Here is a 26,718-nt window from a genome sequence, read left to right as displayed (position 1 = left end):
CTCGCCGCCGTCAAGGACCAGTACTACCTTGTCCGTACCCTTGCCGTCCACGGTGGCCGTGGTCCTGGCAAAATCGGATATAGTGGCAGTGGGACTTTCCCTTAGAAACACCAAACCGGCAATAATGGCCAGGGAAGCGGCCATGGCCATGCCTAGGGCATACCTGGCCCGACGCCTTCTGGTATTCAGCGAACGGACGGACCCTAGGATCCGTGTTCTTAACTCTTCCCTTTCCGCCTCGGTCAGCACTACGGGATCCATGGATCGTGACTTATCTTTTCTCAAAATACATTGTTTTAAAGGTAATCCCATAAAAAATGGGACCCCCCTACAATACTATAAGTAAATATTACTCCCTATATAGACAGTATTGACAAAAAAATATGAAAGTGATTCATTCTAAATCAACAGTTAACCATTGGAACTGCACTAATGGAACCAAGCTTCAAGGCACACAATATACCTGATTACCCCCTTGGTAACTGCCAACCGTTGTGGTAATGGGCGTTTATCAGTGTATTCGAAGCAGCATCCGAAAATTGCCCGGAAGTATTGTCCCAATATATCCTATTGCCGGTTTTAAAAGCTATATTTCCCATATGGCAAACCAAAGCCGCGTCATACCCCACTTTTAAAGGAGCTTTTAATTTAGATCCGTCCCTAGATTTCACAGCTTCAATAAAATTCACGGTATGTTTATCCAATCCGCTACCTTGGTTTTTTTGTAATGGAATGCTCTTCATCTTATTCTTTTCCGATATTACCTCCCAACCATTTCGATCCAAAACTAGTGTTCCGTTATTGCCAATAAAGGAAATACCATGATTGCGACCGTAATTACCATTATCTATCCCTGTAGCATGTTCCCACAAAATTGAAAAACCATCGTACTCATAGACGGTCTGCAAGGTATCCGGTGTTTCCGAAGCATCTTCGGGATAGGCAAACTTACCGCCCAGGGCCATCACCGATTTAGGAGTGTGGGCCTTCATTCCATATAGGGCATAATCCATTAAATGAACTCCCCAATCTGTCATTAAACCTCCGGCATAATCCCAGTACCATCTAAAATTAAAATGAAACCTATTGGCATTAAACGGTCTTTTCGGAGCGGGTCCCAACCACATGCCATAATCCACTCCAGCAGGAGCTGCAGTATCGGGCAAAACAGGAATAGACCCCTTCCAACCCTGATAGGCCCACGCTTTTGCCAAACGAATTTCCCCTAATTTTCCGGAATGGACAAATTCTATTGCATCCACAAAATGAGGCTGACTTCTTTGCCACTGCCCTATTTGTACCATTCTGTCACTTGCCTGAACAGAATTTAACATAAGGTTGCATTCCTCTATGGAATTGGCCAAGGGTTTTTCACAATATACATCCTTACCAGCGTTAACGGCATCGGACAGCTGTAGACAATGCCAATGGTCGGGCGTCCCTATAATTACCACATCAACATCCTTATCCTCCAATAATTCCCTATAATCCTTATATAACTTTGGCTTTTTTATTCCTGCCTTATCCAAATCGGATGTTCTCTTTTTTAAAACACTATCATCTACATCACAAAGTGCCACAACTTGTATTTCACTCATTTTAAGCATGGAAGTCAAATCGCTAAAGCCCATACCATTACACCCTATCAGGCCTACACCAATTTTGTCGTTTGGACTTATATTCCCCCGTATGGAAGCCAATAGCTCCATCGGAAATAAAAATGCCGCTCCGGTCCCCATTGCCATAAGACCGCTCTGCTTAATGAATTTTCTTCTGTTGTGAATCATGAAATTATGGATTTAATAAGTCCTTAATGTACAAAATTTTACAACAAAAAAGCACCAACTTTTGGTTGGTGCTTTCTAAATTATTTAAGAAAAAAATTACTTCTTTTCAGGTGCGTTTACTTTTTTGCTCATCTCCATAGATATGGCAGTACGGTCAAATTTTATTTTCCCGGCCATGGTTTCTATAACACAGGAAAAATCACTGTCATTTAAATCCACAACTTTTCCGTGCATACCACTCTTGGTAACAACTTTATCTCCCCTTTTTAATTCTTCGGCAAATTTCTTCTCTTGTTTTTGACGTTTTCTCTGCGGTGCGATCATAAAAAAATACACCACCACAAACATTAATATCAGTGGAAGATATGGATATTGTTCTAACATAATTTTATCTACTTATTTAACAGGACCTACCGGACCTGCTCCTTTTGGAGTTACAAATGCTTTAATTGTAAGAGTTTCAGTACCTTTGCTAGTGTTGGCGGTAACGGTAATATTTTTGGTAACCTGATTTTGTCCAGAACCGTTAAACTTAACCAACAACTCACCTTTTTCACCTGGCGCTATTGGAGTATTTTTTGGATATTCCGGAATAGTACAACCACAGCTACTTTTTGCATCCGTAATAATCAAAGGAGCATCACCAGTATTCGTAAATGTAAAAATTGTTTCCTGCGGGGCATTTTGATCTATTGATCCAAAATCGTGCTCAACTTTATCGAACTCCATAACAGGAAGACTTTTTGCAGCCGCATCCCTTTCGGCAGCAACTTCTACATTGGAAGCTTCAATTTTACTGGAGGCCTTTTCCTTACAGGAAGAAAGGACAAGAACAGAAATAATACTTAAGGTTAAGAATATTCTTTTCATCTGTTTAAATTTAATTATTTATTAAAAGGTAAAATGTAATTCGCCATTAATAATCTTGGTGGATTTCAAGAATTAATATGGTTCTTTTCATCCCTATTAATTTTTATTTGCGCAAAATTAAGGAATATTTGTTTATAACAAACCCCTACCAACTTTTTTTAGTTTTCCATCGTCCTTATATTCCCTTACCAGCTTATCCAAAATTCCATTAATGAATATGCTACTCTTGGGAGTGGAGTATTCCTTGGCAATCTCTAAAAATTCGTTTATGGTAACCCGTTCCGGTATGGATGGAAAATTGAGCAGCTCGCAGATTGCCATTTTTAAAAGTATGGCATCAATGTCCGCAATTCGATCCTTATCCCAATTGGGGGTTTTCCCCTCTATCTCCTGTTCCAATTTGGAATTGTTCAACAATGTTTTCGTTAAAAGCCTATTGGCATATACCATATCGTCCTCATCCTTAAATAGGGGCGGCAAAAAATAAGACGGAACAGTGCTTTCCTTCACTTTTTTAAACTGCTTTAAAAGAAAGGTATTTACAATGGGGATGTCGTCTACCCATGTTAATTTGTCATCTTCAAAATAATCGTATATCTTCTCGTTGGGTGCAATTATATCCCGGAACAAATCTATAATAAGCTTTTTGTCCTCTTCATAAGTGCTATCCGGATTGGACATATATTTGGCATATATATCGCTTTCCATAACCTCATTGTAGATTATCCTGATATACTCTTCGTTCAAATACCAGTTGTTCAATTTTCTTTTGGACAATTCATCCTTTAGCGTCTTGTTCTCGGCAATTTGAAGCAAAAGTTTATTCCTCAGGAATTTTTCCTTGTTGGGATAAGAATCCGTAGTGTTTTTTAGATATTTTTTTGAGGAAAGGCTTAACTGATTCTCTGCCCTTTCATGCAACTCTATAAAAAGGCTCAGCATCAACAGGTAAAGCGTGTACATGTTCTCTATGCTTACTTTTAAAAATTTCTCTTGTTTTTCAAGGGAATCATCCTTCGATTGCGTCAATGCATAAATACATTGCATAACTTTAACCCTAATGTGCCTTCTTGTAAGCATTTTTAAAGAACTTTAGTAAGATATATAAAACTTTCGGGTACAAAAATAGGATTATATTTTTTAATCCTAACTACCTTTTTGGGTATTATCTTATGTGTTTTATAACATTTGGTTAAGATTCAAAAAACTATCTTTGCCGAATTGTAATCCAAATTCCTGCAATTCCTGTTTCATAACCGATGAAAGAACTTCAACATCTAAATAAATATTTTAGGAAGTACCGATTTAAGCTTCTTGTTGGTATCATAATTACTATGGTTGCCCGTATTTTTCAATTGGTCATGCCCTCATATGTAAAAAAATCCATTGAAGTTGTTGAAGGTTATATAGGTAATAATATCCTGAAGTCCGAAGCCAAGGAAATGTTATTGGAATACATACTGATTATAGTAGGAGCAGCACTGTTGTCCGGTTTTTTTACATTTCTGATGAGGCAGACCATTATTAATGTTTCCCGGTACATTGAATATGATTTAAAGAATGAAGTATTTGACCATTACCAACTATTGAGTCTTAATTTTTACAAAAAAAATAGGACAGGTGATCTAATGAATAGGATAAGTGAAGATGTAAATCAGGTAAGATTGTATGGTGGGCCGGCCATTATGTACGGCATACAAACACTAACTCTTTTTGTTTGCCTGGTGCCGCTAATGTTTATCAAGGCTCCCGTTCTGGCTTTATATGCCTTGCTACCCTTACCCATACTTTCCGTATTGATCTATCAGATCAGCAAAATCATACATAAACGCAGTACAATTGTACAGGAATTTTTGTCAACCCTTTCCACTTTTACCCAGGAATCCTTTTCAGGAATTTCGGTCATTAAAGCGTATGCCTTGGAACCCAAAGTAAATGCCGAGTTGAACAATTTGGCACTGGACGGAAAAAGCAAAAGTATGGATTTGGCCAAAGTCAATGCCTGGTTCTTCCCACTGATGATTCTGTTGATCGGGATCAGTAATATTTTTGTCATCTACATTGGTGGCAAACAATATATAGATGGAGAAATAGCCTCTATTGGAATCATAGCCGAGTTTATCCTATATGTAAACATGCTTACCTGGCCGGTAGCCGTTGTGGGTTGGGTTACCTCCATAGTGCAACGGGCGGAAGCCTCGCAAAAACGTATAAATCAATTTTTGCAGGAAGAACCCAACATCGTAAGTACGGTTAAGGAGGAAACCCCTATTAAAGGAAAAATTGAGTTTAAAAATGTAACCTTCACCTACGAGGACACCAACATTACTGCCCTTAACAACATATCTTTTACGGTAAACAAGGGCCAGACAGTTGCCATATTGGGAAAAACCGGTTCAGGGAAATCAACCATATTGGACCTAATTGCCCGTTTGTACGATATTGACTCCGGAGAAATCCTTATAGATGACGTACCAATTAAGGAATTAAATCTGCAAAGCCTGCGACAATCCATTGGGGCGGTACCCCAGGATGCTTTCCTTTTTTCGGATACCATAAAAAACAATATTAAGTTTGGAAAAGAAAATTCAACAGATGAGGAAATTATTGCCGTTGCCAAGAAAGCGGTAGTACATGAGAATATCATGGGTTTCAACAAACAGTACGAGACGGTTTTGGGAGAAAGGGGCATCACTTTAAGCGGGGGTCAAAAACAACGTGTTTCAATTGCACGCGCCCTTCTTAAAGACCCGCAAATCTATCTTTTCGATGATTGTCTTTCCGCTGTGGATACCGAAACGGAAGAAGAAATTTTAAACCAACTAAAAAAAGAATCCAAAAACAAGACCACCCTTATAGTAAGCCATAGGGTTTCATCAGCTAAAAACGCGGATAAAATTATAGTTTTGGAAAATGGAAAATTAATACAGGAAGGTACACATGAAGAATTAAATTCCGTAGAAGGATACTACAAGGAGCTTTATATGCACCAACTTTCTGAGAAAGAAAAATAGAAAAATGTTGTTATATTAGGTTTTTTTTTCCACTTTTGACAGATATATACCTATGAAAAATTAACTATACACTAGACGAAATGAGCGATAAAGATTTAATGGACCAAGAAGAAATTTATTCAAAAGTTTTAAGAGCAGGAAGAAGAACTTATTTTTTCGATGTTAGAAGCACAAAGGCAGGAGATTACTACTTAACGGTTACCGAAAGCAAAAAGTTCACCCATGACGATGGTTCTTTTCATTATAAAAAGCACAAGATTTATTTATACAAGGAAGACTTTACTGCCTTTAAGGAGAATTTGGATGAGATGATGGATTACATTATCGATGAAAAAGGAGTTGAAGTTATTTCCGAACGTCACCAAAAAGATTTTAAAAAGGAAGATTCCGAGGAAAATGGATCTATCAGCTCTACAGATAGTTTTACAGATGTAAGCTTTGACGATATTTAATCATCCTATTTTTTATAAGAGCATAACGGTCCCAGTAAATTGGGGCCGTTTTTATTTTAACCCGGTTTTTAGTCTTTCCACCACAATTTAACCAGGATCACGTATAGAGCTATATGGGCAATGCACACAGTTAAAGCAAAAGGCCAATTCAGGAAAGTAAGCAAGCCGGCAAACAATAAAAGATAAAAAAAAGGAAAAAATATTAAGCCGTACATAAATCGCACCGTACTCAAAAATTCCGGTTCACTTACCTTTGGTTTAATCACTTTTGACCAAATAACGATCATTGGAATATTCAAAACAAAAAGTAACCCCCTTAAAATGTAATACTTTGGCCCAATTTCTCCTTTTCCAATTGACCCATGGACAGGGAAGGCCTCTTTTTCCAAAATAATATTAACCCGCACAGGATCTAAATAATCTACATTGGCCCTATCCAATTTACCTACTATGTCCCCATAACTTGATTCTTCATCTATATGGGTGGTGAGCTTTTTTAATTGATGATACACCTCCTCCTTAAGTCGGCCTACAGATCCTGTCAAATCCTCTTTATTGAAAAAATCCTGGACCCTTATCTCTTTGCCATAATACAATGCAGCCTTGTCGGGAAACTTTTCGGCGTTGGCATAATTCACACCAATGGGCACAATACCGATATCCAATGACGGATTATTTTCCAAAGCCAGAAATAAAATACGGGTAAACCCTTTGCTCAATGGCCGAACCCGACGTTTTAACGAATGGTTTCCTTCTGGAAATAGAAGAATGGCCTCTCTTCCTTGGAGCAATTTGGAGCAGCGTTCAAAAATGGCATTATTGCCCGCCAGTGAATTCTTTCCGTCCCTAATCCTGTACACGGGAATCATCTGTAAAAATTCGAAAAAGGACTTTAGAACGGCCGTCTTAAATACATCGGACCTAGTTAGGAAATAAGGTTTACGACTACAATGGGTTGCTATCAATAAGGCATCTAGCAAAGCGTTTTGATGATTTGCCAAAAACATTATTGGTTTTCCCGAAGGTACATTTTGCAACCCTTCGATCTTTATTTTGGAAAAATAAAAAGTCAAGGCCGTACGTATCCAAACCCAAATAATAAGATAGCCCAGTCTTCTCAAACAAATTCTTCTTTATCAATTGGAAAATAACCCCAAAAAGTAGCGATGGCCAAACCGGATATCAAGTGCCATATACCCCAAAAAGCAGCCAAAAGTGCCATGCCGCCCATTCCGTCAAAAAAAGTAAATATGAGCAATAATCCCAGACCTGAATTCTGAATTCCGGTTTCAATGCCAATTGTTCTTTTATCCTTCTGCGAAAGCCTAAAAAAATTGGCCACCGAATAGCCTGTAACAAAAGCCAACAGGTTGTGTAAAACTACTATCCAGAATACATAGAGCACATATTCCATAAAAATATCCCTATTATCATACAAGGCAATAAAAATGAGGGTTATAAAAAACACCAAGGAAAGTACTTTTAGAACCTTGGCAATTTTAGAAGCAAATTTTGGTCTGATATGGTTTAACCACATCCCTAAAAACAATGGCAATGCCAAAAGCAATGCCACCAATTTCACCATGGAAAAAGGTGCAATGGCTACTTCTTTAAGGATTGATGCTGTTGGCCCATAAAGGGAACCCCACAACTGTAGGTTCAATGGGGTCATAAAGACGGCCAGTAAGGTGGCCATAGCCGTTAAGCTTACGGACAAGGCCGTATTGCCCTTGGCCAAATGAGTGATAAAATTGGAAATATTGCCCCCGGGACATGCGGCTACCATGAACATTCCCAAAGCAATACTCGGCAGGGGTTCCACCAACAAAACCAATATAAAGGTTACGGCCGGCAATAACACAAACTGGCTCAAAACACCCACAAAGAGTGACCTGGGTTTTCTTGCCAAACGTTTAAAGTCATCTACGGAAATATCCAAAGCAATCCCAAACATCACTAGGGCCAACGCCATATTGAGCACCCAGAGTGATTGTTCGTTAAAATCTATATGAATCTTATCCAGGGGGATAGTTACCAAAAATTACGAAATTTTAAGTCCATTGTCAACTTCGGCCTGCGGCTGCAACAATATTACATCGGAACCGTCAACAGCCCCTAATATAAGACATTCGCTCATAAAATTTGCAATTTGTTTTTTAGGAAAATTAACCACCGCAATTATCTGCTTCCCCAATAGTTCTTCCTTGGAATACCTTTGCGTTATTTGTGCGGATGTTTTCCTAATGCCTATATGCTTGCCAAAATCCACATGAATTTGATAGGCAGGTTTCCTAGCCTCTGGAAAATCTTTAATTTCAATAATAGTGCCCACTCTCATATCTATTTTGGAAAAATCGGGCCAAGTAATAGTTTCGTTCATCTAACAATTCAAAGTTTATCAATTATTTTACAGGGAACAATTACATCCTGTGTCCATACAACATGCGCCAAAAGTGGCAACTTCTTTGCCAACCCTTTGGTAATCCAGTTCGTTTGATCCTACACATCCACCATAGTAAATCACATTTATCATCAACCCACAAAGGTACCCCAATTCTTATTTATACTCCAGTGCTACATATTACATGTAACCGCATTTTATTTTGAACGCGTATAGCCTCTTTCATCTTTAATCAGCTTTTAACTTTTTACAGTTCATCACAAAATAACAAATGCCGGAACTGTATACAAGTATCTAGCATTTCCTTTAACTTTGTATAAGACCTATAAAAAAAATTAAAGTCATGGCCAATACACCCAGTAATATGCTTCCTTTGGGCACATTAGCACCCAACTTTAAACTACTCGATACCACTACGGACCAACACAAAAGCCTCCAAGACTTAAAAGGCTCCAAGGGCACCGTAATATTGTTCATCTGCAATCACTGCCCTTTTGTTAAACATTTGAACGCCGAAATCGTCAAAACCGCATCGGAATATCAAATTAAAGATATTTCTTTTATAGCAATTTCAAGCAATGACGTAGAAAACTATCCTCAGGATGCGCCCCATTTAATGAAACTTATAAGTAAAGAACAGAAATACACCTTTCCTTATTTGTACGATGAGAGTCAAGAGGTGGCCAAAGCGTATGATGCGGCATGTACCCCTGATTTTTATTTATTCGATACCGATTTAAAGTTGGTATATAGAGGGCAGTTTGATGACTCCCGCCCCGGAAATGGTCTACCCGTTACAGGGGAAGATCTAAGAACGGCGATGGATGCCCTTCTTAGTGGTACCGAAATAAGTGCGAAACAAAAACCGAGTATGGGCTGTAATATAAAATGGAAAAAACAGTAGCTTACAGCTGCGTTTTTAAACTACTGGCTAGGTCAGGTAAATGGCTATACCACCAAATTATACCCTAAGAAATTATGGGCAACTCCATCCCTTCCTATCAATGATTCCTTCTATATGGGCCAAATGATGATTGCCGTGCCAGGCGTATTTTCCTATATTCTCCAAAAGGCTTACAGCTATATGACCATCGGGATGTATGTATACCCTTTCCAAATCTGCCTTGGACAAACCTTTTAATAGATATACCAACTTTGCATGCAGTGCCTTAAGATAGTTTAAGGAAAGTATTATTGGGGCATTATTGGCATCAGATAGCTTGCTCCATTCCTTCTCATCATAAGCTTTGATAATAGGATTATCCTCGGTCAAAGCCCATTTAAATCTAGTATAACTATTGTGATGGCTATCTCCAATATGATGTACCAACTGCCTAATTGTCCAACCACCTGGCCTATACGGTGTATTTAATTGCTGTTCGCTTAGGTGAACTACCAAGTCCTCCAAACGGGTGGGCAATGCCTCCAATTCGGAGATCCAATCGGACAGCGTTACATCATTTACCATCTTTGGAAATACAAAATGGCCAATGGGATATTTCAATTCTTCTAAGGTGCTTTCTTCCATAATATAAAATTAAAGAAGTAAATTGAATAAAAACAGTAAACACAATAAATAATAGGGCTCAATTTTAATATTGCTCCCGTATATTATTAGGGTTGGAATATTGTTGGCGCAATGGAAGCCCTCTATTCACAAAAAGGAGAACTTCACAAAAAAAACAAAGCATATGATGCAATAATAATTGATAGTATCTGAATTTCAGTAATTTAAAAAACAAGGGCGAAATATGCGATCAAACAAAAAAAAGACTAGGAGCCAGCTATTTTTTGTTAAATTTTAATACATTTTTAACCTTAAAAAAAAGTTGGTTCCAATATAATCTACTAATTTTATAGGATAATAAAATTTTAATTAAAAACACTAAAATATGGCAACAATAAGATTGGGCGACGTAGCCCCTGATTTTACAGCTGATAGTTCTATGGGAATGATCAATTTATATGATTATTTGGGTGATGGATGGGGAATTTTATTTTCACATCCGGCGGATTTTACCCCAGTATGTACGACCGAATTGGGTACTGCCGCAAAATTCAAAGGTGAGTTCGATAAACGAAACGTAAAAATGCTGGCACTAAGCGTTGATGGGGTTGCATCTCATGGTGAGTGGATTAAGGATATTAATGAGACACAACATACCACAGTTAATTTTCCCATTATTGCCGACGATGATAAAAAGGTTTCTACCCTATACGATATGATCCATCCAAATGCGAACGACAGTTTAACCGTACGTTCCGTTTACATCATAGCCCCGGACAAAACGGTAAAACTAATAATCACTTATCCTGCATCCACAGGACGTAATTTCCACGAATTGCTTAGGGTAATAGATTCCTTGCAATTAACCGCTTACCACAAGGTAGCCACCCCTGCAAACTGGGAAAATGGAGATAGGGTAGTAGTAAGTCCGTCTATCAATACAGACGATGCCAAAAAAATATTCACCAAAGGCGTGGAAGAGATTAAGCCGTATTTAAGGATGACGCCACAGCCGAACCTCTAATTTTCAAGTAATGTAACTATAAGCATTATCAAATAATGGAGTCTTCCCTAAACCGGGAAGACTTTTTTATTTATAACCCAAGGTAATCTCCCCACCTCTCCAAAAATAAATTGTGTGTACCTATAGAAATAAATTTCCCCTACACCTTATTAGATAACAAGCGGAACAAAAGAAAGGTAAAAAAAGAGGAAAACAATTATGGAATCAACACCTGTAACACACAGTTGTATAGCCCGTTACTTTCTTACACACAAGTCGTGAAAGATGATCTAAAAAAATATAACTATCAAAAAATCATGTAGTTAAATTATAAAACCTTATCTTGTCGGCTAATTTAATTTTTTTAATATTTTATAATGAATAAAGGAACAGTAAAATTCTTCAATGACTCCAAAGGTTTCGGATTTATCACTGAAGAAGGCTCAAGCGAAGATCACTTTGTACACATTTCAGGTTTAATCGACGAAATTCGCGAAGGTGATGTTGTAGAATTTGAACTACAACAAGGTAAAAAAGGATTGAACGCAGTAAATGTAAAAGTGATTTAATAATTACGGTACAATTTTTTTTAAAAAATAGAGCCCATCCTATCGGATGGGTTTTTTATTGGGCTTGGGCACCAATATTGATCTTACGACAACAATTTACAACCACTTCTTTTCTATTCCAGATCTTCTATAATTTCACCTCAAAATGTAATATTTATAATTTTTACGCAACCATTCCCATCATTTATCATCTTCACTAAAAACACTATACATACACCATTATAAATATCTTGAGCATGACCACTTTTTTCACCATTCTACTGTCATTATTGGTAATAAATATAGCCCTTTTGGTTTTAAGCCTTAATAGGACCAAAAGGTAAAAAGCTATTAAGAAATTGCCAATTATGGTTTAACCCCATATTTAACAGCATGGGGTTGAATATTTTTGTCGACTCTAAATTTTACAAAACTTTAGAAAAAAAAAAAAGACCCCAATTTCTTGGGGTCTTTTTTTTTTACATAATAATTGGAATTTATCCTATCCCCATTAATTCAACATCAAATATAAGGGTGGCATTTGGCGGTATAACTCCTCCTGCACCTGCACTTCCATAGGCTAAATTGGAAGGAATAACAAATCTAGCTTTGTCACCAACCTTCAATAAACCAATACCCTCGTCCCATCCTGGAATAACTTGGCCTACACCCAATTGAAAACTAATGGGTTCCTTTCTCTTATAGGAGGAATCAAAAACTTGACCGTTCAACAAGGATCCTTCATAATGGACCGAAACATTTTTTCCATTGACAGATTTGGGTCCCTTTCCCTCTTGCACTATTTTATATCTAAGTCCGCTTTCCGTTTCATTGAATCCTGCGGCTACCTTGTCCAATTCAGCAGCTATTTTTTTCTTTTCCTCGGCCAGTCTTTTTTCCCTCGAACCCTCAAAAGTCCTAAAGGCCTCAACCGCGTTCCATTTATCGGCTTCCGCGCCAATTCTTTCTATGGTCAAGCTTTCTATTTTATCACCTTGTTTAATGGCATCTACCACCTCCTGACCTTCTACTACGTGCCCAAAAACAGTATGTTTGTTATCTAACCACGGAGTAGCTACATGGGTAATAAAGAATTGGGTTCCATTTGTACCTGGACCCGCATTGGCCATAGAAAGTACACCTGGTCCGTCATGGGTAAGGTCTGGATGAAATTCATCATCAAACTTATAACCTCCGTCACCCGTACCAGTTCCCAGCGGACAGCCACCTTGAATCATGAAATCGGGAATAACCCTATGGAATTTTAATCCATCATAGTAAGGCTTACCTTGAGCTTTGATACTATTTTCTAAATTACCTTCCGCCAAGGCTACAAAGTTACCCACAGTTCCAGGGGTTTTATCATGGGTAAGCTTTACCAGTATTTCTCCTTTCGAAGTATTGAATTTTGCGTAAATTCCGTCTTGCATATCGCTGTTTTTTAATTAGTCCGCAAAGGTAAGGATAAGTTTTCTGTTTATAAAAAGCTCTGTAAATTAGAAAACATTCATCTTTCTTCTTTTAGACATAAAAATCTATAAACTTTCTTCCGCCACGTAGTCTTCTTAAAAATACAGGAAGCTAGTAACTATTTAATGCCATATTGATCAAAAAGGTAGATTAAACTGGCCATTGAAGCAGCTCCAAGTTCCAATTCCCGTTTATTTACATGGGCAAAGGTGTCGTTCGCTGAGTGGTGGTGATCAAAATACCGCTGACTATCCGGTCTTAAACTGGCTAAAACAATAGTATCATTTTTTAGCGGTCCAATATCCGCTCCACTCCCGCCTTTTACAAACAGATGTACCAAATAAGGCTCAAACAAATCTTTCCAACTCTCTACCTGTTTAAAATTGGCCTGGTTACAATCAAAAGAAAAACCTCGGGGTGTAAACCCTCCGGAATCACTCTCGAGGGCAAAAATATGTTTCTCATTGTTTTTGGCTGCTTGCTCCGCATAGGTGGTTCCTCCTCGAAGTCCATTTTCCTCATTCATAAAGAGCACCACCCGTATGGTACGCTTTGGCCTATACCCTGTGGCTTTAAGCAACCTCAGTACTTCCATGCTCTGCACACATCCAGCTCCATCATCGTGCGAACCATCACCCAAATCCCAAGAATCCAAATGTCCGCCCACTACCAAAATTTCATCTGGATAGGTACTCCCTTTTATTTCCCCAATTACATTGTAGGAATCCACATCTGGCAATATTTTACAATTTTGCCTAAAGAAAAAATTTATGTCCGGGTTCAGTTTTAAGGTGGCACTAAGCAATTCGGCTCCGTTAGTACTTATGGCTGCTGCGGGAATCCTGCTTGCTATGGGGGTGTCCCCATAACTCATGGCCCCCGTATGGGGAAAATCGTCCAATCGAAGGTTCAACGACCTTACTATAACCCCTACCGCACCGTATTTGGCAGCTTCGGCCGCACCCGAGTATCTTTGGTCGGAGCAACTGCTATAGGAATGAAAGGTGTTAACATTGGTTGGGTCCATGGCCTTATTAAAAAACACGATCTTCCCTTGAATTTTTTCTTTCCCTAATACCTTTAAGCCTTCAATACCCTGCACTTCCACCACTCCTGCCTTAACACCGCCAAGAGGCGTTGCTACAGATCCTCCCAGGGCACAAATAGGGACATTGTTTGTCAATCCAGGATCGCTCTCTATATAAGCAAATTCCGGAGCTCCCCTCACCCACTTCGGGACTTTTACAGGCTGAAGCCAAACACGGTCCAGACCCATGGAATCCAATATTTTTTTTGTGTAATCCACGGCCTTTTGAGCCTGCAAAGAACCAGAAAGTCTTCCGCCGATCTGGTTGGACAAATAATTTAACCAAACATAACCTCTTCCACTGGTGAGGGCCGTTTTATATATTTCATCAATTTGTTTTTGATCTTTGTTCTGCGCTTCAACTTGTATAGCAATTAGTAAAAATACCAACAATAAATACCTCATTCGTTTTCCAGTTGTTTTTTATATTCTTCTAAATTAGCCTTTATTTTTTCATCCAGTTCCGGTTCCCTTATATCTTTGTATTTTTTTAACTCTTCAAGTAAAATAGTGGCTACTATTAACCGTGCCGCCTTTTTGTTGTCCGCAGGAATAACGAACCAAGGTGCATGCGGATTTGAGGTATTGTTAAGAGCTTCTTCATAGCATTTTTGGTATTGATCCCAAATAAGTCTTTCCTTTAAATCGCCAGGGGAAAACTTCCAATTTTTCTTTTTCAGTTCCAATCTTCGCAATAATCTTTGTCGCTGCTCTTCTTTGGACAAATGAAGAAAGAATTTAAATATGATAGTCCCATTTTCCGCAACATGGCGTTCAAAATTATTTATCTGTTCAAAACGTTTGTCCCAAAAACTTTGGCCTATATCATCTACACTGGCGATCCCTGGAATATGTTCGTTCATTATGTATTCCGGATGCACCCTTGTCACCAAAACATTCTCATAATGTGTACGGTTAAAAACCCCAAATTTTCCCTTAGCAGGCAGGGCAATATAATGTCGCCAAATATAATCGTGTTTTAATTCCAGTTCAGTGGGCACCTTAAAACTGTGGACCACCACTCCCCTTGCATTAAAATCTTTAAACACTTCCCTGATCAAGCTGTCCTTCCCTGCAGTATCCATACCCTGCAAACAAATTAAGACACTGTACTTGGAGTGGGCATACAAGGTGTCCTGAAACTCTCCCAGCTCAATCCTAACGCTTTCCAGTGCTTTCCTTAATTTTTTATCGGAAGATTCTAAATCTTCCCTCGTATTTAGATCGGATAATCTAATTTCGCTATCCACCCTATAGGTCGCTGCTTCTATGTTCTTCATGAATTGGTTTTAGTGCTACATTGCTGAGCAATTGAAAATAAAAAATATATGAAATTTTTCAAATTACCTAAAAGTTAGGGCCTGAATGCCCTAAGCAGTCAAATTTCCTCAATTATTGCCCAATTCTAGCTGTCACCGAAATCAAATCCCTTGGCAGGCCATTAGCACTAAAACCAATTAGGAATCATCTTAACTTTCAATAGGGTAACGTAATCCATAATGGACTTCATCGATGCTTAATAAAGGATTCCAAATCAAAACCTAACCTTATATCCATGAAAAGTTTCAGTTGGTCTAAAAAAATGGTCCAATTCTGTACTTCGTCGAAAAAATCATAAAATAATAAAGTCGGACGATTACCTTTACAAGGTTATATTTCCCAGTATAACAATGAACTAAAACCTACTTTATGAGACTTTCCGTTATAGCTGTTGGTTCTTTGGCAGTGTTTATTTTTTCATCTTTTAGAAGTAACAAAGCCTGTGAGTATGCCGGTTCCAACATTGGCTACATTCAATCACAAACTGAAAAGGCAATAGCCACAGAGGATATTAATATGTCCAAATATTTCGCGTATAAGGCGCTGAACGCCATAGTGAAATCAAAATCGCAATTAGAGGATTGTGGATGTGAGCACGCCATGGAGCTTTTACATGAAAGTTCTACCAACTTAACCAACGCCACTAAGGCCACCTCTATGCCAAGTGTAAAGATTTTATTAAAAAAGGCATTGGATAATGCTTCGGGAAGCATGGAGGCATTGGACGAACATGATTCCCACAACAGCAAGTACAATAATGATGTTTTGGCTATGAACACCAAGACTTCCATTGCCGAAAAAGATTCACAAAAGCCTATGGATAAGAACAACATGCAAATTAAAGTGGATATTGCTTTGGAAAAGTTCAAAGCATCTTTGGACAAGGTGGTAGAATCCGTAGATTGTAAGGAGGCCAAGGCATTTACACAAAATGTGTACGATATTTGTGAACAGCAACTTCTTAAGCCCAATCTTTCGGAAGGTAAAAAATATTACAACCTAAAAACCAAGGAAATTGCGGCCAATGCCCTTAAGAAGTTGAGTAGCTGCAAAAACTAGAAATTTGTACGCATCCATAAATAAATTATGTGTGCATTACATCCTAGGCAGCCAATGATGTTTCAGTCTTTTTTTTTTAGATACACATTGATAGCTTTTCAATATTCATTAACATCCTGAATTATTTTGAAAGACTTTCTACAATATAACCAAAACTGTTTATTTACTGGCAAAAGATTTTACGTCTTCATCGGTTACTTCATTGCCCCCAAGTATTATAAGGCGCTCCACAACATTTCTCAATTCCCTAATATTTCCAGTCCAATCATATCCTTTTAATAGGTCTATTGCCTTTGCCGAAAATTTTTTGGGTGCGGTACCCTGTTCAGCGGCTATTTTTTCCGAGAAATGCTTAATGAGTAAAGGAATATCGTCCCTTCTATCGTTTAGGGCAGGTACCTTAATAAGAATTACAGCCAACCTATGGTATAGATCTTCACGAAACCTTCCGCCTTCTATTTCCTTTTTTAAATCCTTATTGGTTGCGGCCACTACCCTAACATCTACCTTAATATCCTTATCCGATCCAACCCTGCTTATTTTATTCTCCTGAAGTGCCCTTAAAACCTTTGCTTGGGCGGAAAGGCTCATATCGCCTATTTCGTCCAAAAAAATGGTGCCATTATTGGCGGCCTCAAATTTACCTGCCCTATCCTTAACAGCAGAAGTAAAAGCCCCCTTTACATGTCCAAAAAGTTCACTTTCAATTAATTCTGAAGGAATTGCCGCGCAGTTGACCTCTATCAAAGGATTGGCATTGCGTTCGCTTTTTTCATGGATCCAATGGGCCACAAGTTCCTTACCGGTACCATTGGAACCCGTAATGAGCACTCTCGCATCGGTTGGGGCCACCTTCTCTATCATTTCCTTGATTACGGAGATTTCCTTACTATCCCCGATCATTTCATAGTTTTTACTCACTTTTTTCTTTAAGATCTTGTTCTCAACCACCAAATCCTTTCTATCCAAAGCATTGCGCACTGTGGTCAACAACCTGTTTAGGTCCGGTGGTTTTGAAATATAATCGAAGGCCCCGAGTCTCATGGTATTCACGGCCGTATCCAGGTCTCCGTGTCCGGAAATCATAATAAAAGGAATTTCAGGCTTAATTTTTCTCGCAGCTACCAAAACCTCTACCCCATCCATTTTTGGCATCTTTATATCGCACAGGACAAGATCGAAATCCTCTTTTTTTATTGCTTCCAATCCCATCAACCCATCTTCCGCCTCCTCTACTTTATAGTTTTCATTTTCTTCCGAAAGGATTTTCACCAAAACCCTTCTAATGGCCGATTCATCCTCTATAACTAGTATTCTAGACATATTAAATTATTTTAAATTCCAATTCTAAAACCTGTCCTAAAATAGAAACTAGGTTGGTCGTTCAATGTAAAAATATCATTTCGGTCCTCATCCCTAAGCACCCCTGCCTGAAACAAGGTGTGGCCTGCGTAACCATAAAAGAAAACATTTTTGGCCACTGCATATTGGTACCCCAACGTAAACAAAGCCACCGAGGTGGAAATGGAAGAGGCAACACCAGAATCCGAGCTAATCACCGTATTTTGTAAATTAACGTAATATCCATCCAAAATAAACTCTGTTTGCAGCATATGGTTATCGTTAAAAAAATACTTCATACCACTTTTTGGAGCTCCAACCACATAGGCCCAATTGGGATGAAATCTCTTTTCATAATAGACCAAGGGCAAGGGCACTCTAACGGCCACTGTAGAGTTATAAGCTATTCCCAATACCAAACGGGTTGGTTTCTCAATTTTTGGCCTATCCCGAAGCGCCCCTATGGTCATATTTACGGAGACATCTCCCTGACCAATATCGTTGGTCAAAGTTGAAGACAATCTTGGCGTTACAACCCCAACAAAGCGCCAATCCTGATTGTATTGCAATATGTAGGCCATATTTAAATCGGCTACATGAAATGTTTCGGTTATTACATCGTCATAAGGTGTTTTACGGTTTAGATCGTATTCTATGCGATTGTATTCGCCCCCTACAATAATATTGTCGTTCTTCCCCACTTTAATTGGTAAATTGGCTACCAATTTAATTCTGGACAATTTTGCTTCCGCCGTATTTCTTGGCATTAGCATATACTCTAACCTAAAAACATCCGGTGTTTGGGCAGAACAAAAATTGATCGACAAAAAGAATCCCAATAAGAATTCCCATCCTTTTATTCTAATTCCCATTCCCAATATTCTTATTTTCAACTTGCTTAGTTTCCATTGGACCGGATTGAAACACGTGAACATCCCTTTGGGGAAATGGAATACTTATATTGTGTTCCCTAAATTTAGCATCAATGATATACCGCATAGCACTTTTAATTTTTGGATCTCCATAACTATCATTAATGAAAAAATTGATGGAAAACAATAAGGCAGAATCCCCAAAATCTTCAAATAATACAAAAGGCTTAGGATTTTTTAAGATCCCTTTTTGTTCACTAGCGATATCTTCCAAAATTTTTGTCACCAAAACAACATCGCTTCCATAGGCTACACCAACCTTAACGCTCTCCCTAGTACTTTTATGATTTTGGGTGTAATTATAAATACTATCCGTCAAAAATTGGTGGTTGGGGATTATGATTACCTTGTCATCCCTTGTAAGCGCCCTGGTAGTCCTTAACCGTATTTCAAAAACCCTACCCACTTTTTGATTTACCTCCACGATATCCCCTACACGTAAGGATTGATCCGTAATGATTAGTATACCAGAGATGATATCCTGAAACAAGTATTGAAGGGCAAATCCCAAACCTACAAACAGTGCCGCAGATGCGGTCAATAAAACCGTGAGATTAACTCCAGAGGTATGTAGGATGACCAATACCACAATTATGTAGAACAGGTATCTTAAAAATCCAAAGACACTGATAAATTTATTCTTGTCCTCCTCGGGCAACTTTGCAGTGACCAATTTGTGAATCAGTTTTAATAAAAAATTCACTACGATTATAGAAATTATAATGGTTAAAAAGGTAGCTGCCGTTAAGTCCACCTTATCCCCATTCCAAATTTTATAGCTTAGGAATTCATTTAGGCCATCAAAAAAATTCTTTAATTTTTCCATACTAATATTTCAGCCATTTAAGCAAATCCCTATACGAAGGCTTTTTTCCGTACATCAATATGCCCACCCTATATATTTTGGCCGCCAACCACACGATACCTATAAAAGTGATCATTAAAAGAAGAATTGAAACGGCAACCTCCCAAACAGGTACACCTCCTTCACCGATACCCCCGGGAAGACGCATGAGCATTACGATAGGCGATGTTAACGGAAATAATGAGAATCCTACAGCTATTGGGCCATGAGGGTTGTTGAAGACGGAAAAGAAACCTACATAAATGGCCAACATTAAAGGTAATATAATAGGAAATATAAACTGTTGTGTATCCGTTTCGTTGTCCACCGCTGCCCCGATTGCCGCATATATTGAGCTGTATATTAGGTAGCCCAAGACAAAATAGATGACAAAAAAACAAATAAGCATTATCCAAGGAATCCTAAATAGTTCGTTCGCATATAATTGCATGGCAGAATCGGATGCTGCCACATAGGCAGCCCCCCCTATCAAGCCAGGGGTATTACCTGCCCCGGAATTAAGGGCGGATGGATCAATATCGAATACCAGAATCAATACACCGAACATTACAAAAGCGGATATAATCCAGATGGCAAATTGGGTAACTCCTGCCAAGGAGGTCCCTATAATTTTTCCCAGCATAAGCTGAAATGGTTTCACCGAAGAGATAATGACTTCTATTATCCTGGTTGTTTTTTCCTCAATTACACTACGCATAACAAAACCACCATAAATAATAATGAACATCATAATCAGGTATCCGAATGCCCCCCCTATAAAAGCCTTGATTTCGGTTATTCCTTTCAAGTTCTGTTCCCCGGTAAAGGTAGCAGTCTTGATTTCAAAATTATTGTCAACACTTTCAAAATCGGATACCGACACCCCTAATTTCTGTAATCGCTGCAAACGCAAACGGTCTTTAAACACATTTTCCAAATTATTTAATAGGGAAGAACCCGGAGCATCTTTGCTGTAAAAAAAGGATCTACTTGCCACTTGTTCCAAGTCCTGTTCATTAGGAATGTATAGCAAGCCGTAAAATCCCATTTTTTGAATTGAATCCTTAGCCGCCTCCAAGCCAATGCCCTTAAACTTTACAAACGAATTGCTTTCCGTTCCCTGAAAATCCGTAGAAAAATAATTGCTTTCATTTAATATGCCAATAGTCCTTATTTCGTTATCATTGATCTTGGTCAAATAAACAATAAGTACCACCATCCCTACCATGAGGATAGGACTCAGGAAAGTCATGACCACAAATGATTTATTTCGAACTTTTGCTAAATATTCGCGTTTTATGATTAGCGATAACTTACCCATAAATATTATTTGGATTGAACGGTTCTAATAAATATGTCGTTTGCCGATGGAATCGTCTCCATGAAATTATTGACATTTGCCTTACCCGACAAATGCGATAGAAAGGGGCCTGTATCATCGGAGGGCAATTGTACCGTAAAATTTAGTTGCGATCCACCGTCCAGATATTCCGAAGATAGAATCTCGAATTTATCCTTTAGATCCTCCAAGAGTCCATTGGCACTTTGCACACCTAGCCCTACCTTGTAAATATTATTTTTATACGCCTTTTTAATATCGCTAAGTTTACCATCCAATATTTTCTCAGATTGATGCACCAAGGCAATATACTCGCATAATTCCTCAACAGATTCCATTCGGTGGGTAGAAAAAATTATAGTAGTTCCCTTATCCCTTAGTTGAAGGATTTCATCTTTAATAAGGTTGGCATTTATAGGATCAAAACCACTAAAGGGCTCATCAAAGATCAGAAGCTTTGGCTCGTGCAAAACCGTAACAATAAATTGGATCTTTTGGGCCATCCCCTTGGAAAGTTCCTGAATTTTCTTGTTCCACCAATCCCCAATCTCCAATCTATCGAACCAATATTTTAACCTGATTTTGGCGTCGGATTTGGACAGTCCCTTTAATTGGGCAAGATACAGGGCCTGCTCCCCTACTTTCATGCTTTTATATAATCCCCTTTCCTCTGGTAAATATCCAATCTTGGCAATATGCTGGGCCTGCAAAGGCTTACCATCAAAGTATATGGACCCTTGATCCGGATAGATTATCTGATTAATTATACGTATTAAGGTGGTTTTCCCCGCTCCGTTGGGTCCTAACAGACCGTAGATACTATTTTTGGGAATTTCCAATGAAACTTTGTTGAGAGCTATATGGCTCCCAAACTGCTTGGAAACTTCCTTAGCGACCAATATATTATTCATGCACGCAATTTCCCCAAAGATATATAATTGCGATTTAAGAGATAGGCTGGATATTTATAAATTATTCCTTTTTAAGTTTTTTGGCACATTTTAACTTCGATCATTGTAGTAGGTCTGATACTCTGTAGAATTATGAGACAGGCAATTCCAAAAAACGTAGAAATCAGAAGTCTTCAAAATTGTGAAGTAATTCCATGTTTTGCTGAATCCATACTACCCACCTTGCCTATTCAACCCCCTTCGGAGCTTGGATACACTCCAACCAAGAGATCCCGCCAAGGGGCGGGATTAGTTCATCCGGCCATGTTCATTGCGATCTTACGGAGCTTACAGACACTCCAACCAAGAGATCCCGCCAAGGGGCGGGATTAGTTCAACCATCCATTTTTATTGCACCCCTTCGGGGCTTACAAAAACGGGGTTTCACTAACATAACCCACCCGGCATAACGTTAAGATCCCGCCGAGGGGTAGGATTAGTTCATCCTGCCATGTTCATTGCGATCTTTCAGAGCTTGCAGACACTCCAACCAAAAGATCCCGCCAAGGGGCGGGATTGGTTCATCCTGCCATGTTCATTGCGATCTTACGGAGTTTGCAGACACTCCAACCAAGAGATCCCGCCATGGGGCGGGATTAGTTCATCCTGCAATGTTCATTGCGATCTTTCAGAGCTTGCAGACACTCCAACCAAGAGATCCCGCCAAGGGGCGGGATTAGTTCAACCATCCGTTTTTATGACACCCCTTCGGGGCTTAAAAAAATGGGGTTTCACTAACATAACCCACCCGGCATAACGTTAAGATCCCGCCGAGGGGCGGGATTAGTTCAACCATCCGTTTTTATGACACCCCTTCGGGGCTTAAAAAAATGGGGTTTCACTAACATAACCCACCCGGCATAACGTTAAGATCCCGCCGAGGGGCGGGATTAGTTCAACCATCCGTTTTTATGACACCCCTTCGGGGCTTAAAAAAATGGGGTTTCACTAACATAACCCACCCGGCATAACGTTAAGATCCCGCCGAGGGGCGGGATTAGTTCAACCATCCGTTTTTATGACACCCCTTCGGGGCTTACAAAAACGGGGTTTCACTAAAAAACAAAACCCACCCTCAACGAATCAAGGATGGGAAAAAAAATTGCTATGAAAAAGAAAATAATATTGGTTTCCCAATATTATCTCAAATATACGTTTTTTATTTAAAACGTTAATACCTGTGCTAAGAGAACATGTCCTTGACCTTTTCAAAGAAAGATTTATCCGATTTCTCGGGTCTTGGCTCAAAATTCTCGTTGTTCTGCATACGTTCGAAAAAATCTTTTTGCTCCTTGTTCAATTCTTTGGGTGTCCAAACATTTACGTGAACCAATAAATCTCCACTGCCATATCCGTTAAGACTGGTAATTCCTTTACCTCTCAGTCTTAATATTTTACCGGACTGTATCCCAGCTTCCAGTTTAATCCTCACCTTGCCACCTACGGCATCAATTTCTTTGGACGTACCCAAAACTGCTTCAGAAATACTGATATATAGATCATAATGAAGATTATCCCCTTCCCGTTTTAGCGTATCATGCTCTTCTGTCTCAATGGCCACCAATAAATCCCCTGGAACTCCATTTCCGGGGGCATCGTTTCCTTTGTTGGGCACTTTTAACTGCATACCATCCTCTACCCCTGCTGGTATATTGATACTTACAGTTTCCTCTGCAACCTTTAATCCATTGGCATCCGCATCACTGGGTTTCTTATCTATTATTTGTCCACTACCGCCACAGGTACTACAGGTAGCGGCAGTCTGCATTCTTCCCAGGATGGTATTGGTTATTTTGGTAACCTGTCCACGACCTCCGCAGGTCCCACAAGTCTGATAGGTTACCCCTTCTGCCTGAACTTTTCTCCTTACTTTTATTTTCTTTTCAACTCCATTGGCAATTTCCTCCAAGGTCAATTTAACCCTGATTCTTAAATTGCTACCCTTAACCCGCCGTTGGCCACCGCCACCACCAAATCCGGAAAAGCCACTAAAACCTCCGCCGCCAAAAGCGCCGCCAAATATATCTCCGAACTGACTAAAAATATCATCCATGTTCATACCGCCACCGCCAAATCCGCCGCCGCCTTCAAAGGCCGCATGGCCATATTGGTCATAGCGCGACTTCTTATTGGGGTCACTTAATACTTCATAAGCTTCGGCAGCTTTTTTAAACATTTCCTCCGCCTTGGCATCCCCGGGATTTTTGTCAGGATGGTACTCGATTGCTTTTTTGCGATAAGCCTTTTTTATTTCAGCCGCAGTAGCATTTTTACCAATGCCCAAGATGTCATAATAATCCTCCTTCATAAAATATTTTTAATTTCCAACAACCACTTTTGGATGGCGTATAATTTTGTCACCTAATTTAAAACCCTTTTCAACCACATCCACTATTTTCCCCTTCAACTTCTTGTTTGGAGCTGGAATTTGTGTAATGGCGTCATGTATTTCCGCATCAAAAGCATCTCCTTGCGTGACTTCAATTTCTTGAAGACCCTTATTTTTTAAGGTTTCCTTGAATTTGTTGCTGATTAATTCCACTCCCTTGAACATTTCCTGATCCTCGGACTTGGAAATTTCCTTCAAAGCCCTATCAAAATCATCAATAACAGGCAATAAAGACACTATAACTTCTTGACCAGCCGTTTTAAACAAATCCATTCTCTCCTTGGAAGTACGTCTTTTGTAATTCTCAAATTCTGCAAAAAGACGTAAGAATTTGTCCTTTTCTTTACTAAGATCTTCCTTCAATTGCTCTTCCAGGCTGAGTTCTTCGCTATTTTCCAAGTCTTCGCTTTCAGTAGATGAACTATCTTGTTCCGAATCTTGATTCTCTATATTGTTCAGAACATCATCTTCCATCTCTTCCGTTTTATTTTCGTTGCTCATTTAAAATACATTTATATACTTCCGATTTCAGATGGCAAAAGTACTGCCAATTCTTTAAAAATGTCATAATGTCATAAAACTTTATAAAAAAACATCCGCCAGTGGCGGATGTTCATTGATTATAAAATAATTCCAATTGTTATTCCTAGGAGATAAACTCATTGCGGTAAAGTGCATCTGTTGCCGTTTGCCCTCCCTTATCCAAATAAATATTTTCCAATGCCCTGCAGATATTGGGATATATAAAATCAAATCCCGAATCTTGAATTTTTTTACTACTTACACGCTGACTTGCAAATAACAAATAGGCCATTTCACCCAAAACCAAATGCATTACCGCTCTTGGAATATTGGGCAAAAACAATGGTCTGTCCAAAACTCTTGCCAATTCTTTGGTAAGCTTTACATTGGTTACCGGATTGGGAGCTACGGCATTATAAACCCCAGTTAGATCCTTTGAAACTACATGTAAAAATACGCGCCCAAGATCCTGTAGATGAATCCATGATTGCCATTGATTGCCCGATCCCACAGCAGCCCCAACGTAATATTTAACAGGTTTGGCCATTTCTGGCAAGGCCCCACCTTTATTGGACATCACCAATCCTATTCTAATCTTGGCAGTTTTAATATTTAATTTCTCAAAGGCATCCACTTCCTTCTCCCAAATGGACACCACCTCCCCCAAAAAACTATCATCCACTTCTTCTACATCTTCCCTGTAATACTGGGACAGGGAATTGGGGTATATCCCTATTGCCGAAGCAGAGACTATTGTTTTTATGCCATGGGCTTTCACCTTGGATATAGCTTCCGATAAGGTCCTAAGGGATTTAACCCTACTGTTAAGAATCCTTTTTTTATTTTTTCCTGTCCATCGCTTGGAAATACTGGACCCTGCGAGATTGATAATTGTAGTTACACCACTGAAGCAATTTGCATCTATTTCATTCTTATCCGGATTCCAGTAAAAGCCATTATAACCCGTCTGGAAAACGATTTTATCCTTGTTGGTGGTCAAGTAATTAACCGAGATATTGTTTTGCTTGCACAATTTTACAATTTCACTTCCCACCAAACCCGTTGCACCTGTTAACAAAACCTTCATACCCTTGCTCTCTTTCTGTCGACTACGATATAAATATATGGGTTTTAAAGAATTAAACAGTTGACTTTAGATTAGGTTTAACAGTCCAAACCCTTTAGTTGTTAAGTAATTTATAATAATGTCCCAACAATTATGAAACCTTTAAGGCCCGTAGCATTTCTCTTTTCCCTGGAGGCCCCTGTAAACGCTCCACAACAAATCCTACAGCCTGCATAGCCCTCCTAACACTTCCCTTCGCCGAATAGGTAACCAGCAAACCATCTTTTTTCAGTGCTCTGAACATTATGGCAAAGACTTCCTCCGTCCAAAGTTCTGGTTGCACCCGGGCGCCGAAGGCATCAAAATAAATCAGATCAAACTGATCAACGTCTGCTATCTCCCTAAAATCGATCTGTTGTTTTATCAAAGAAAAATTGGGCAAAATTAGGTGTGGTTGCCCCCATGAAATTTGGTGCATATTAAAAAAACAATGTTCCATGTCCCCTGCATCCAATGCTTCTATATAATCCAATTGTTTCAGTTCTTCCCGAACAACGGGATAAGCCTCTATACCCTTATAAACTATATCCAAACCTCGTTTTTTAGATTCCAATAAGGTTATAAGTGCATTTAAACCTGTTCCGAAACCTATTTCCAAAATAGATAATGGTTGGTCATGGAATAAGGACAAACCGTGCTTTATAAAAACGTGATAGGCTTCCTGAATTGCACCATGAACCGAGTGGTACTGCTCGTTCCAATCCTCTATCTGAATGGTTTTGGAACCGTCTGCCGTGGTTATTATTTTTCTTTTCAA

At 39.0% G+C, this 26,718-nt stretch carries 27 protein-coding genes; 6 read left to right on the top strand and 21 right to left on the bottom strand.

The features are described from left to right. The 5 genes from B9Y87_RS20315 to nusB form a co-directional block, all read right to left on the bottom strand. Positions 1-285, bottom strand: a 285-nt coding sequence (locus tag B9Y87_RS20315) for a DUF3379 domain-containing protein (protein ID WP_139827301.1), incomplete at its 3' end; no start/stop codon positions are given. 182 nt (positions 286-467) lie between these two features. Next, a complete protein-coding gene (locus B9Y87_RS20310; protein ID WP_085500792.1) occupies positions 468-1,787 on the bottom strand; it encodes a Gfo/Idh/MocA family protein in 1,320 nt (439 codons plus the stop codon). A 96-nt stretch (positions 1,788-1,883) separates the two neighbouring features. Beyond that, positions 1,884-2,171 carry a preprotein translocase subunit YajC gene (yajC, locus tag B9Y87_RS20305; RefSeq protein WP_085500791.1) on the bottom strand — a complete coding sequence of 96 codons (288 nt, stop codon included), beginning with the start codon at positions 2,169-2,171 and terminating at the stop codon, positions 1,884-1,886. A gap of 12 nt (positions 2,172-2,183) precedes the next feature. Beyond that, positions 2,184-2,657: a DUF1573 domain-containing protein gene (locus B9Y87_RS20300; RefSeq protein WP_085500790.1), complete on the bottom strand. Its 474-nt coding sequence runs from the start codon at positions 2,655-2,657 to the stop codon at positions 2,184-2,186. A gap of 132 nt (positions 2,658-2,789) precedes the next feature. Then, positions 2,790-3,737: a transcription antitermination factor NusB gene (gene nusB, locus B9Y87_RS20295; RefSeq protein ID WP_085500789.1), complete on the bottom strand. Its 948-nt coding sequence runs from the start codon at positions 3,735-3,737 to the stop codon at positions 2,790-2,792. Between the two features lie 179 nt (positions 3,738-3,916). Between nusB and B9Y87_RS20290 the strand changes: the two genes are divergently transcribed. After that, positions 3,917-5,671 carry an ABC transporter ATP-binding protein gene (locus B9Y87_RS20290; RefSeq protein ID WP_085500788.1) on the top strand — a complete coding sequence of 585 codons (1,755 nt, stop codon included), beginning with the start codon at positions 3,917-3,919 and terminating at the stop codon, positions 5,669-5,671. An 80-nt stretch (positions 5,672-5,751) separates the two neighbouring features. Continuing rightward, positions 5,752-6,123, top strand: a complete 372-nt coding sequence (locus B9Y87_RS20285) for a PUR family DNA/RNA-binding protein (protein ID WP_072864583.1) — start codon at positions 5,752-5,754, stop codon at positions 6,121-6,123. 68 nt (positions 6,124-6,191) lie between these two features. Here the strand turns inward: B9Y87_RS20285 and B9Y87_RS20280 are convergent, their stop codons facing one another. The 3 genes from B9Y87_RS20280 to B9Y87_RS20270 all read right to left on the bottom strand — a co-directional run bounded on the left by B9Y87_RS20280 (position 6,192) and on the right by B9Y87_RS20270 (position 8,503). Next, the gene (locus tag B9Y87_RS20280; RefSeq protein WP_176225693.1) at positions 6,192-7,244 is read right to left on the bottom strand and encodes a lysophospholipid acyltransferase family protein; all 1,053 of its coding nucleotides are present in this window, start codon (positions 7,242-7,244) and stop codon (positions 6,192-6,194) included. Continuing rightward, positions 7,241-8,095, bottom strand: a complete 855-nt coding sequence (locus B9Y87_RS20275) for a bile acid:sodium symporter family protein (protein WP_085500786.1) — start codon at positions 8,093-8,095, stop codon at positions 7,241-7,243. Before B9Y87_RS20275 ends, B9Y87_RS20280 begins: the two co-directional genes overlap by 4 nt. A gap of 69 nt (positions 8,096-8,164) precedes the next feature. Further along, on the bottom strand, positions 8,165-8,503 hold the full coding sequence (locus B9Y87_RS20270) for a tRNA-binding protein (RefSeq protein ID WP_085500785.1): 339 nt from the start codon (positions 8,501-8,503) through the stop codon (positions 8,165-8,167). A gap of 364 nt (positions 8,504-8,867) precedes the next feature. On the opposite strand from B9Y87_RS20270, the gene B9Y87_RS20265 reads away from it, so the two are divergent. Continuing rightward, the gene (locus B9Y87_RS20265) at positions 8,868-9,428 is read left to right on the top strand and encodes a thioredoxin family protein (RefSeq protein WP_085500784.1); all 561 of its coding nucleotides are present in this window, start codon (positions 8,868-8,870) and stop codon (positions 9,426-9,428) included. Positions 9,429-9,500: 72 nt separating this feature from the next. On the opposite strand, the gene B9Y87_RS20260 is transcribed toward B9Y87_RS20265, so the two are convergent. Continuing rightward, entirely contained in the window at positions 9,501-10,052 is a 552-nt protein-coding gene (locus B9Y87_RS20260; protein WP_085500783.1) for a YfiT family bacillithiol transferase, read from the bottom strand. Positions 10,053-10,416: 364 nt separating this feature from the next. On the opposite strand from B9Y87_RS20260, the gene B9Y87_RS20255 reads away from it, so the two are divergent. Further along, positions 10,417-11,055, top strand: coding sequence for a peroxiredoxin (locus B9Y87_RS20255; protein ID WP_072864594.1), 639 nt, complete (start codon positions 10,417-10,419; stop codon positions 11,053-11,055). A 356-nt stretch (positions 11,056-11,411) separates the two neighbouring features. Beyond that, positions 11,412-11,603 carry a cold-shock protein gene (locus B9Y87_RS20250; RefSeq protein WP_026812084.1) on the top strand — a complete coding sequence of 64 codons (192 nt, stop codon included), beginning with the start codon at positions 11,412-11,414 and terminating at the stop codon, positions 11,601-11,603. 476 nt (positions 11,604-12,079) lie between these two features. Here B9Y87_RS20250 and B9Y87_RS20245 read toward each other — a convergent pair whose 3' ends face one another. From B9Y87_RS20245 to B9Y87_RS20235, 3 genes are all read right to left on the bottom strand, one after another. Then, positions 12,080-13,012 (bottom strand): peptidylprolyl isomerase, encoded by a 933-nt coding sequence (locus tag B9Y87_RS20245; RefSeq protein ID WP_085500782.1) that lies wholly within the window; start codon positions 13,010-13,012, stop codon positions 12,080-12,082. A gap of 158 nt (positions 13,013-13,170) precedes the next feature. After that, positions 13,171-14,544 carry a M20/M25/M40 family metallo-hydrolase gene (locus B9Y87_RS20240; RefSeq protein WP_085500781.1) on the bottom strand — a complete coding sequence of 458 codons (1,374 nt, stop codon included), beginning with the start codon at positions 14,542-14,544 and terminating at the stop codon, positions 13,171-13,173. After that, entirely contained in the window at positions 14,541-15,419 is an 879-nt protein-coding gene (locus B9Y87_RS20235; protein ID WP_085500780.1) for a PPK2 family polyphosphate kinase, read from the bottom strand. Before B9Y87_RS20235 ends, B9Y87_RS20240 begins: the two co-directional genes overlap by 4 nt. Positions 15,420-15,828: 409 nt before the next feature. Here B9Y87_RS20235 and B9Y87_RS20230 point away from each other — a divergent pair, with 409 nt between their 5' ends. Next, positions 15,829-16,518 carry a hypothetical protein gene (locus tag B9Y87_RS20230; RefSeq protein ID WP_085500779.1) on the top strand — a complete coding sequence of 230 codons (690 nt, stop codon included), beginning with the start codon at positions 15,829-15,831 and terminating at the stop codon, positions 16,516-16,518. A gap of 159 nt (positions 16,519-16,677) precedes the next feature. Here B9Y87_RS20230 and B9Y87_RS20225 read toward each other — a convergent pair whose 3' ends face one another. The 9 genes from B9Y87_RS20225 to mnmD all read right to left on the bottom strand — a co-directional run bounded on the left by B9Y87_RS20225 (position 16,678) and on the right by mnmD (position 26,718). Continuing rightward, complete coding sequence (locus tag B9Y87_RS20225) at positions 16,678-17,841, bottom strand: sigma-54-dependent transcriptional regulator (protein WP_085500778.1); 1,164 nt, start codon at positions 17,839-17,841, stop codon at positions 16,678-16,680. An 11-nt stretch (positions 17,842-17,852) separates the two neighbouring features. Next, positions 17,853-18,731, bottom strand: coding sequence for a DUF6268 family outer membrane beta-barrel protein (locus B9Y87_RS20220; protein ID WP_085500777.1), 879 nt, complete (start codon positions 18,729-18,731; stop codon positions 17,853-17,855). Then, positions 18,721-19,617, bottom strand: coding sequence for a mechanosensitive ion channel family protein (locus B9Y87_RS20215; protein WP_085500776.1), 897 nt, complete (start codon positions 19,615-19,617; stop codon positions 18,721-18,723). The genes B9Y87_RS20220 and B9Y87_RS20215 overlap by 11 nt, the downstream gene beginning before the upstream one ends. A 1-nt stretch (position 19,618) precedes the next feature. Further along, positions 19,619-20,956, bottom strand: coding sequence for an ABC transporter permease (locus tag B9Y87_RS20210; protein ID WP_085500775.1), 1,338 nt, complete (start codon positions 20,954-20,956; stop codon positions 19,619-19,621). Positions 20,957-20,961: 5 nt separating this feature from the next. Next, positions 20,962-21,885, bottom strand: coding sequence for an ABC transporter ATP-binding protein (locus tag B9Y87_RS20205; RefSeq protein ID WP_085500774.1), 924 nt, complete (start codon positions 21,883-21,885; stop codon positions 20,962-20,964). Positions 21,886-23,107: 1,222 nt separating this feature from the next. Further along, complete coding sequence (gene dnaJ / locus B9Y87_RS20195; protein WP_085500772.1) at positions 23,108-24,232, bottom strand: molecular chaperone DnaJ; 1,125 nt, start codon at positions 24,230-24,232, stop codon at positions 23,108-23,110. A gap of 9 nt (positions 24,233-24,241) precedes the next feature. Beyond that, entirely contained in the window at positions 24,242-24,814 is a 573-nt protein-coding gene (locus B9Y87_RS20190) for a nucleotide exchange factor GrpE (RefSeq protein ID WP_085500771.1), read from the bottom strand. A 145-nt stretch (positions 24,815-24,959) separates the two neighbouring features. After that, positions 24,960-25,922, bottom strand: coding sequence for a TIGR01777 family oxidoreductase (locus tag B9Y87_RS20185; RefSeq protein WP_085500770.1), 963 nt, complete (start codon positions 25,920-25,922; stop codon positions 24,960-24,962). A gap of 130 nt (positions 25,923-26,052) precedes the next feature. Then, complete coding sequence (gene mnmD, locus B9Y87_RS20180) at positions 26,053-26,718, bottom strand: tRNA (5-methylaminomethyl-2-thiouridine)(34)-methyltransferase MnmC2 (RefSeq protein ID WP_085500769.1); 666 nt, start codon at positions 26,716-26,718, stop codon at positions 26,053-26,055.

This window comes from Arenibacter troitsensis, assembly GCF_900177645.1.
GTDB classification, from domain to species: Bacteria; Bacteroidota; Bacteroidia; order Flavobacteriales; family Flavobacteriaceae; genus Arenibacter; species Arenibacter troitsensis.
Note: the sequence above shows the minus strand (reverse complement) of the source record. Positions and strands in the feature narration are given on the sequence as shown.

Coding starts and splice junctions, on each gene's coding strand:
- B9Y87_RS20310 (WP_085500792.1), bottom strand. CDS start 1,787: ATGATTCACAACAGAAGAAAATTCATTAAGCAGAGCGGTCTTATGGCA.
- yajC (WP_085500791.1), bottom strand. CDS start 2,171: ATGTTAGAACAATATCCATATCTTCCACTGATATTAATGTTTGTGGTG.
- B9Y87_RS20300 (WP_085500790.1), bottom strand. CDS start 2,657: ATGAAAAGAATATTCTTAACCTTAAGTATTATTTCTGTTCTTGTCCTT.
- nusB (WP_085500789.1), bottom strand. CDS start 3,737: ATGCTTACAAGAAGGCACATTAGGGTTAAAGTTATGCAATGTATTTAT.
- B9Y87_RS20290 (WP_085500788.1), top strand. CDS start 3,917: ATGAAAGAACTTCAACATCTAAATAAATATTTTAGGAAGTACCGATTT.
- B9Y87_RS20285 (WP_072864583.1), top strand. CDS start 5,752: ATGAGCGATAAAGATTTAATGGACCAAGAAGAAATTTATTCAAAAGTT.
- B9Y87_RS20275 (WP_085500786.1), bottom strand. CDS start 8,095: ATGGCGTTGGCCCTAGTGATGTTTGGGATTGCTTTGGATATTTCCGTA.
- B9Y87_RS20270 (WP_085500785.1), bottom strand. CDS start 8,503: ATGAACGAAACTATTACTTGGCCCGATTTTTCCAAAATAGATATGAGA.
- B9Y87_RS20265 (WP_085500784.1), top strand. CDS start 8,868: ATGGCCAATACACCCAGTAATATGCTTCCTTTGGGCACATTAGCACCC.
- B9Y87_RS20260 (WP_085500783.1), bottom strand. CDS start 10,052: ATGGAAGAAAGCACCTTAGAAGAATTGAAATATCCCATTGGCCATTTT.
- B9Y87_RS20255 (WP_072864594.1), top strand. CDS start 10,417: ATGGCAACAATAAGATTGGGCGACGTAGCCCCTGATTTTACAGCTGAT.
- B9Y87_RS20250 (WP_026812084.1), top strand. CDS start 11,412: ATGAATAAAGGAACAGTAAAATTCTTCAATGACTCCAAAGGTTTCGGA.
- B9Y87_RS20245 (WP_085500782.1), bottom strand. CDS start 13,012: ATGCAAGACGGAATTTACGCAAAATTCAATACTTCGAAAGGAGAAATA.
- B9Y87_RS20240 (WP_085500781.1), bottom strand. CDS start 14,544: ATGAGGTATTTATTGTTGGTATTTTTACTAATTGCTATACAAGTTGAA.
- B9Y87_RS20235 (WP_085500780.1), bottom strand. CDS start 15,419: ATGAAGAACATAGAAGCAGCGACCTATAGGGTGGATAGCGAAATTAGA.
- B9Y87_RS20230 (WP_085500779.1), top strand. CDS start 15,829: ATGAGACTTTCCGTTATAGCTGTTGGTTCTTTGGCAGTGTTTATTTTT.
- B9Y87_RS20225 (WP_085500778.1), bottom strand. CDS start 17,841: ATGTCTAGAATACTAGTTATAGAGGATGAATCGGCCATTAGAAGGGTT.
- B9Y87_RS20220 (WP_085500777.1), bottom strand. CDS start 18,731: ATGGGAATTAGAATAAAAGGATGGGAATTCTTATTGGGATTCTTTTTG.
- B9Y87_RS20215 (WP_085500776.1), bottom strand. CDS start 19,617: ATGGAAAAATTAAAGAATTTTTTTGATGGCCTAAATGAATTCCTAAGC.
- B9Y87_RS20210 (WP_085500775.1), bottom strand. CDS start 20,956: ATGGGTAAGTTATCGCTAATCATAAAACGCGAATATTTAGCAAAAGTT.
- B9Y87_RS20205 (WP_085500774.1), bottom strand. CDS start 21,885: ATGAATAATATATTGGTCGCTAAGGAAGTTTCCAAGCAGTTTGGGAGC.
- dnaJ (WP_085500772.1), bottom strand. CDS start 24,232: ATGAAGGAGGATTATTATGACATCTTGGGCATTGGTAAAAATGCTACT.
- B9Y87_RS20190 (WP_085500771.1), bottom strand. CDS start 24,814: ATGAGCAACGAAAATAAAACGGAAGAGATGGAAGATGATGTTCTGAAC.
- B9Y87_RS20185 (WP_085500770.1), bottom strand. CDS start 25,922: ATGAAGGTTTTGTTAACAGGTGCAACGGGTTTGGTGGGAAGTGAAATT.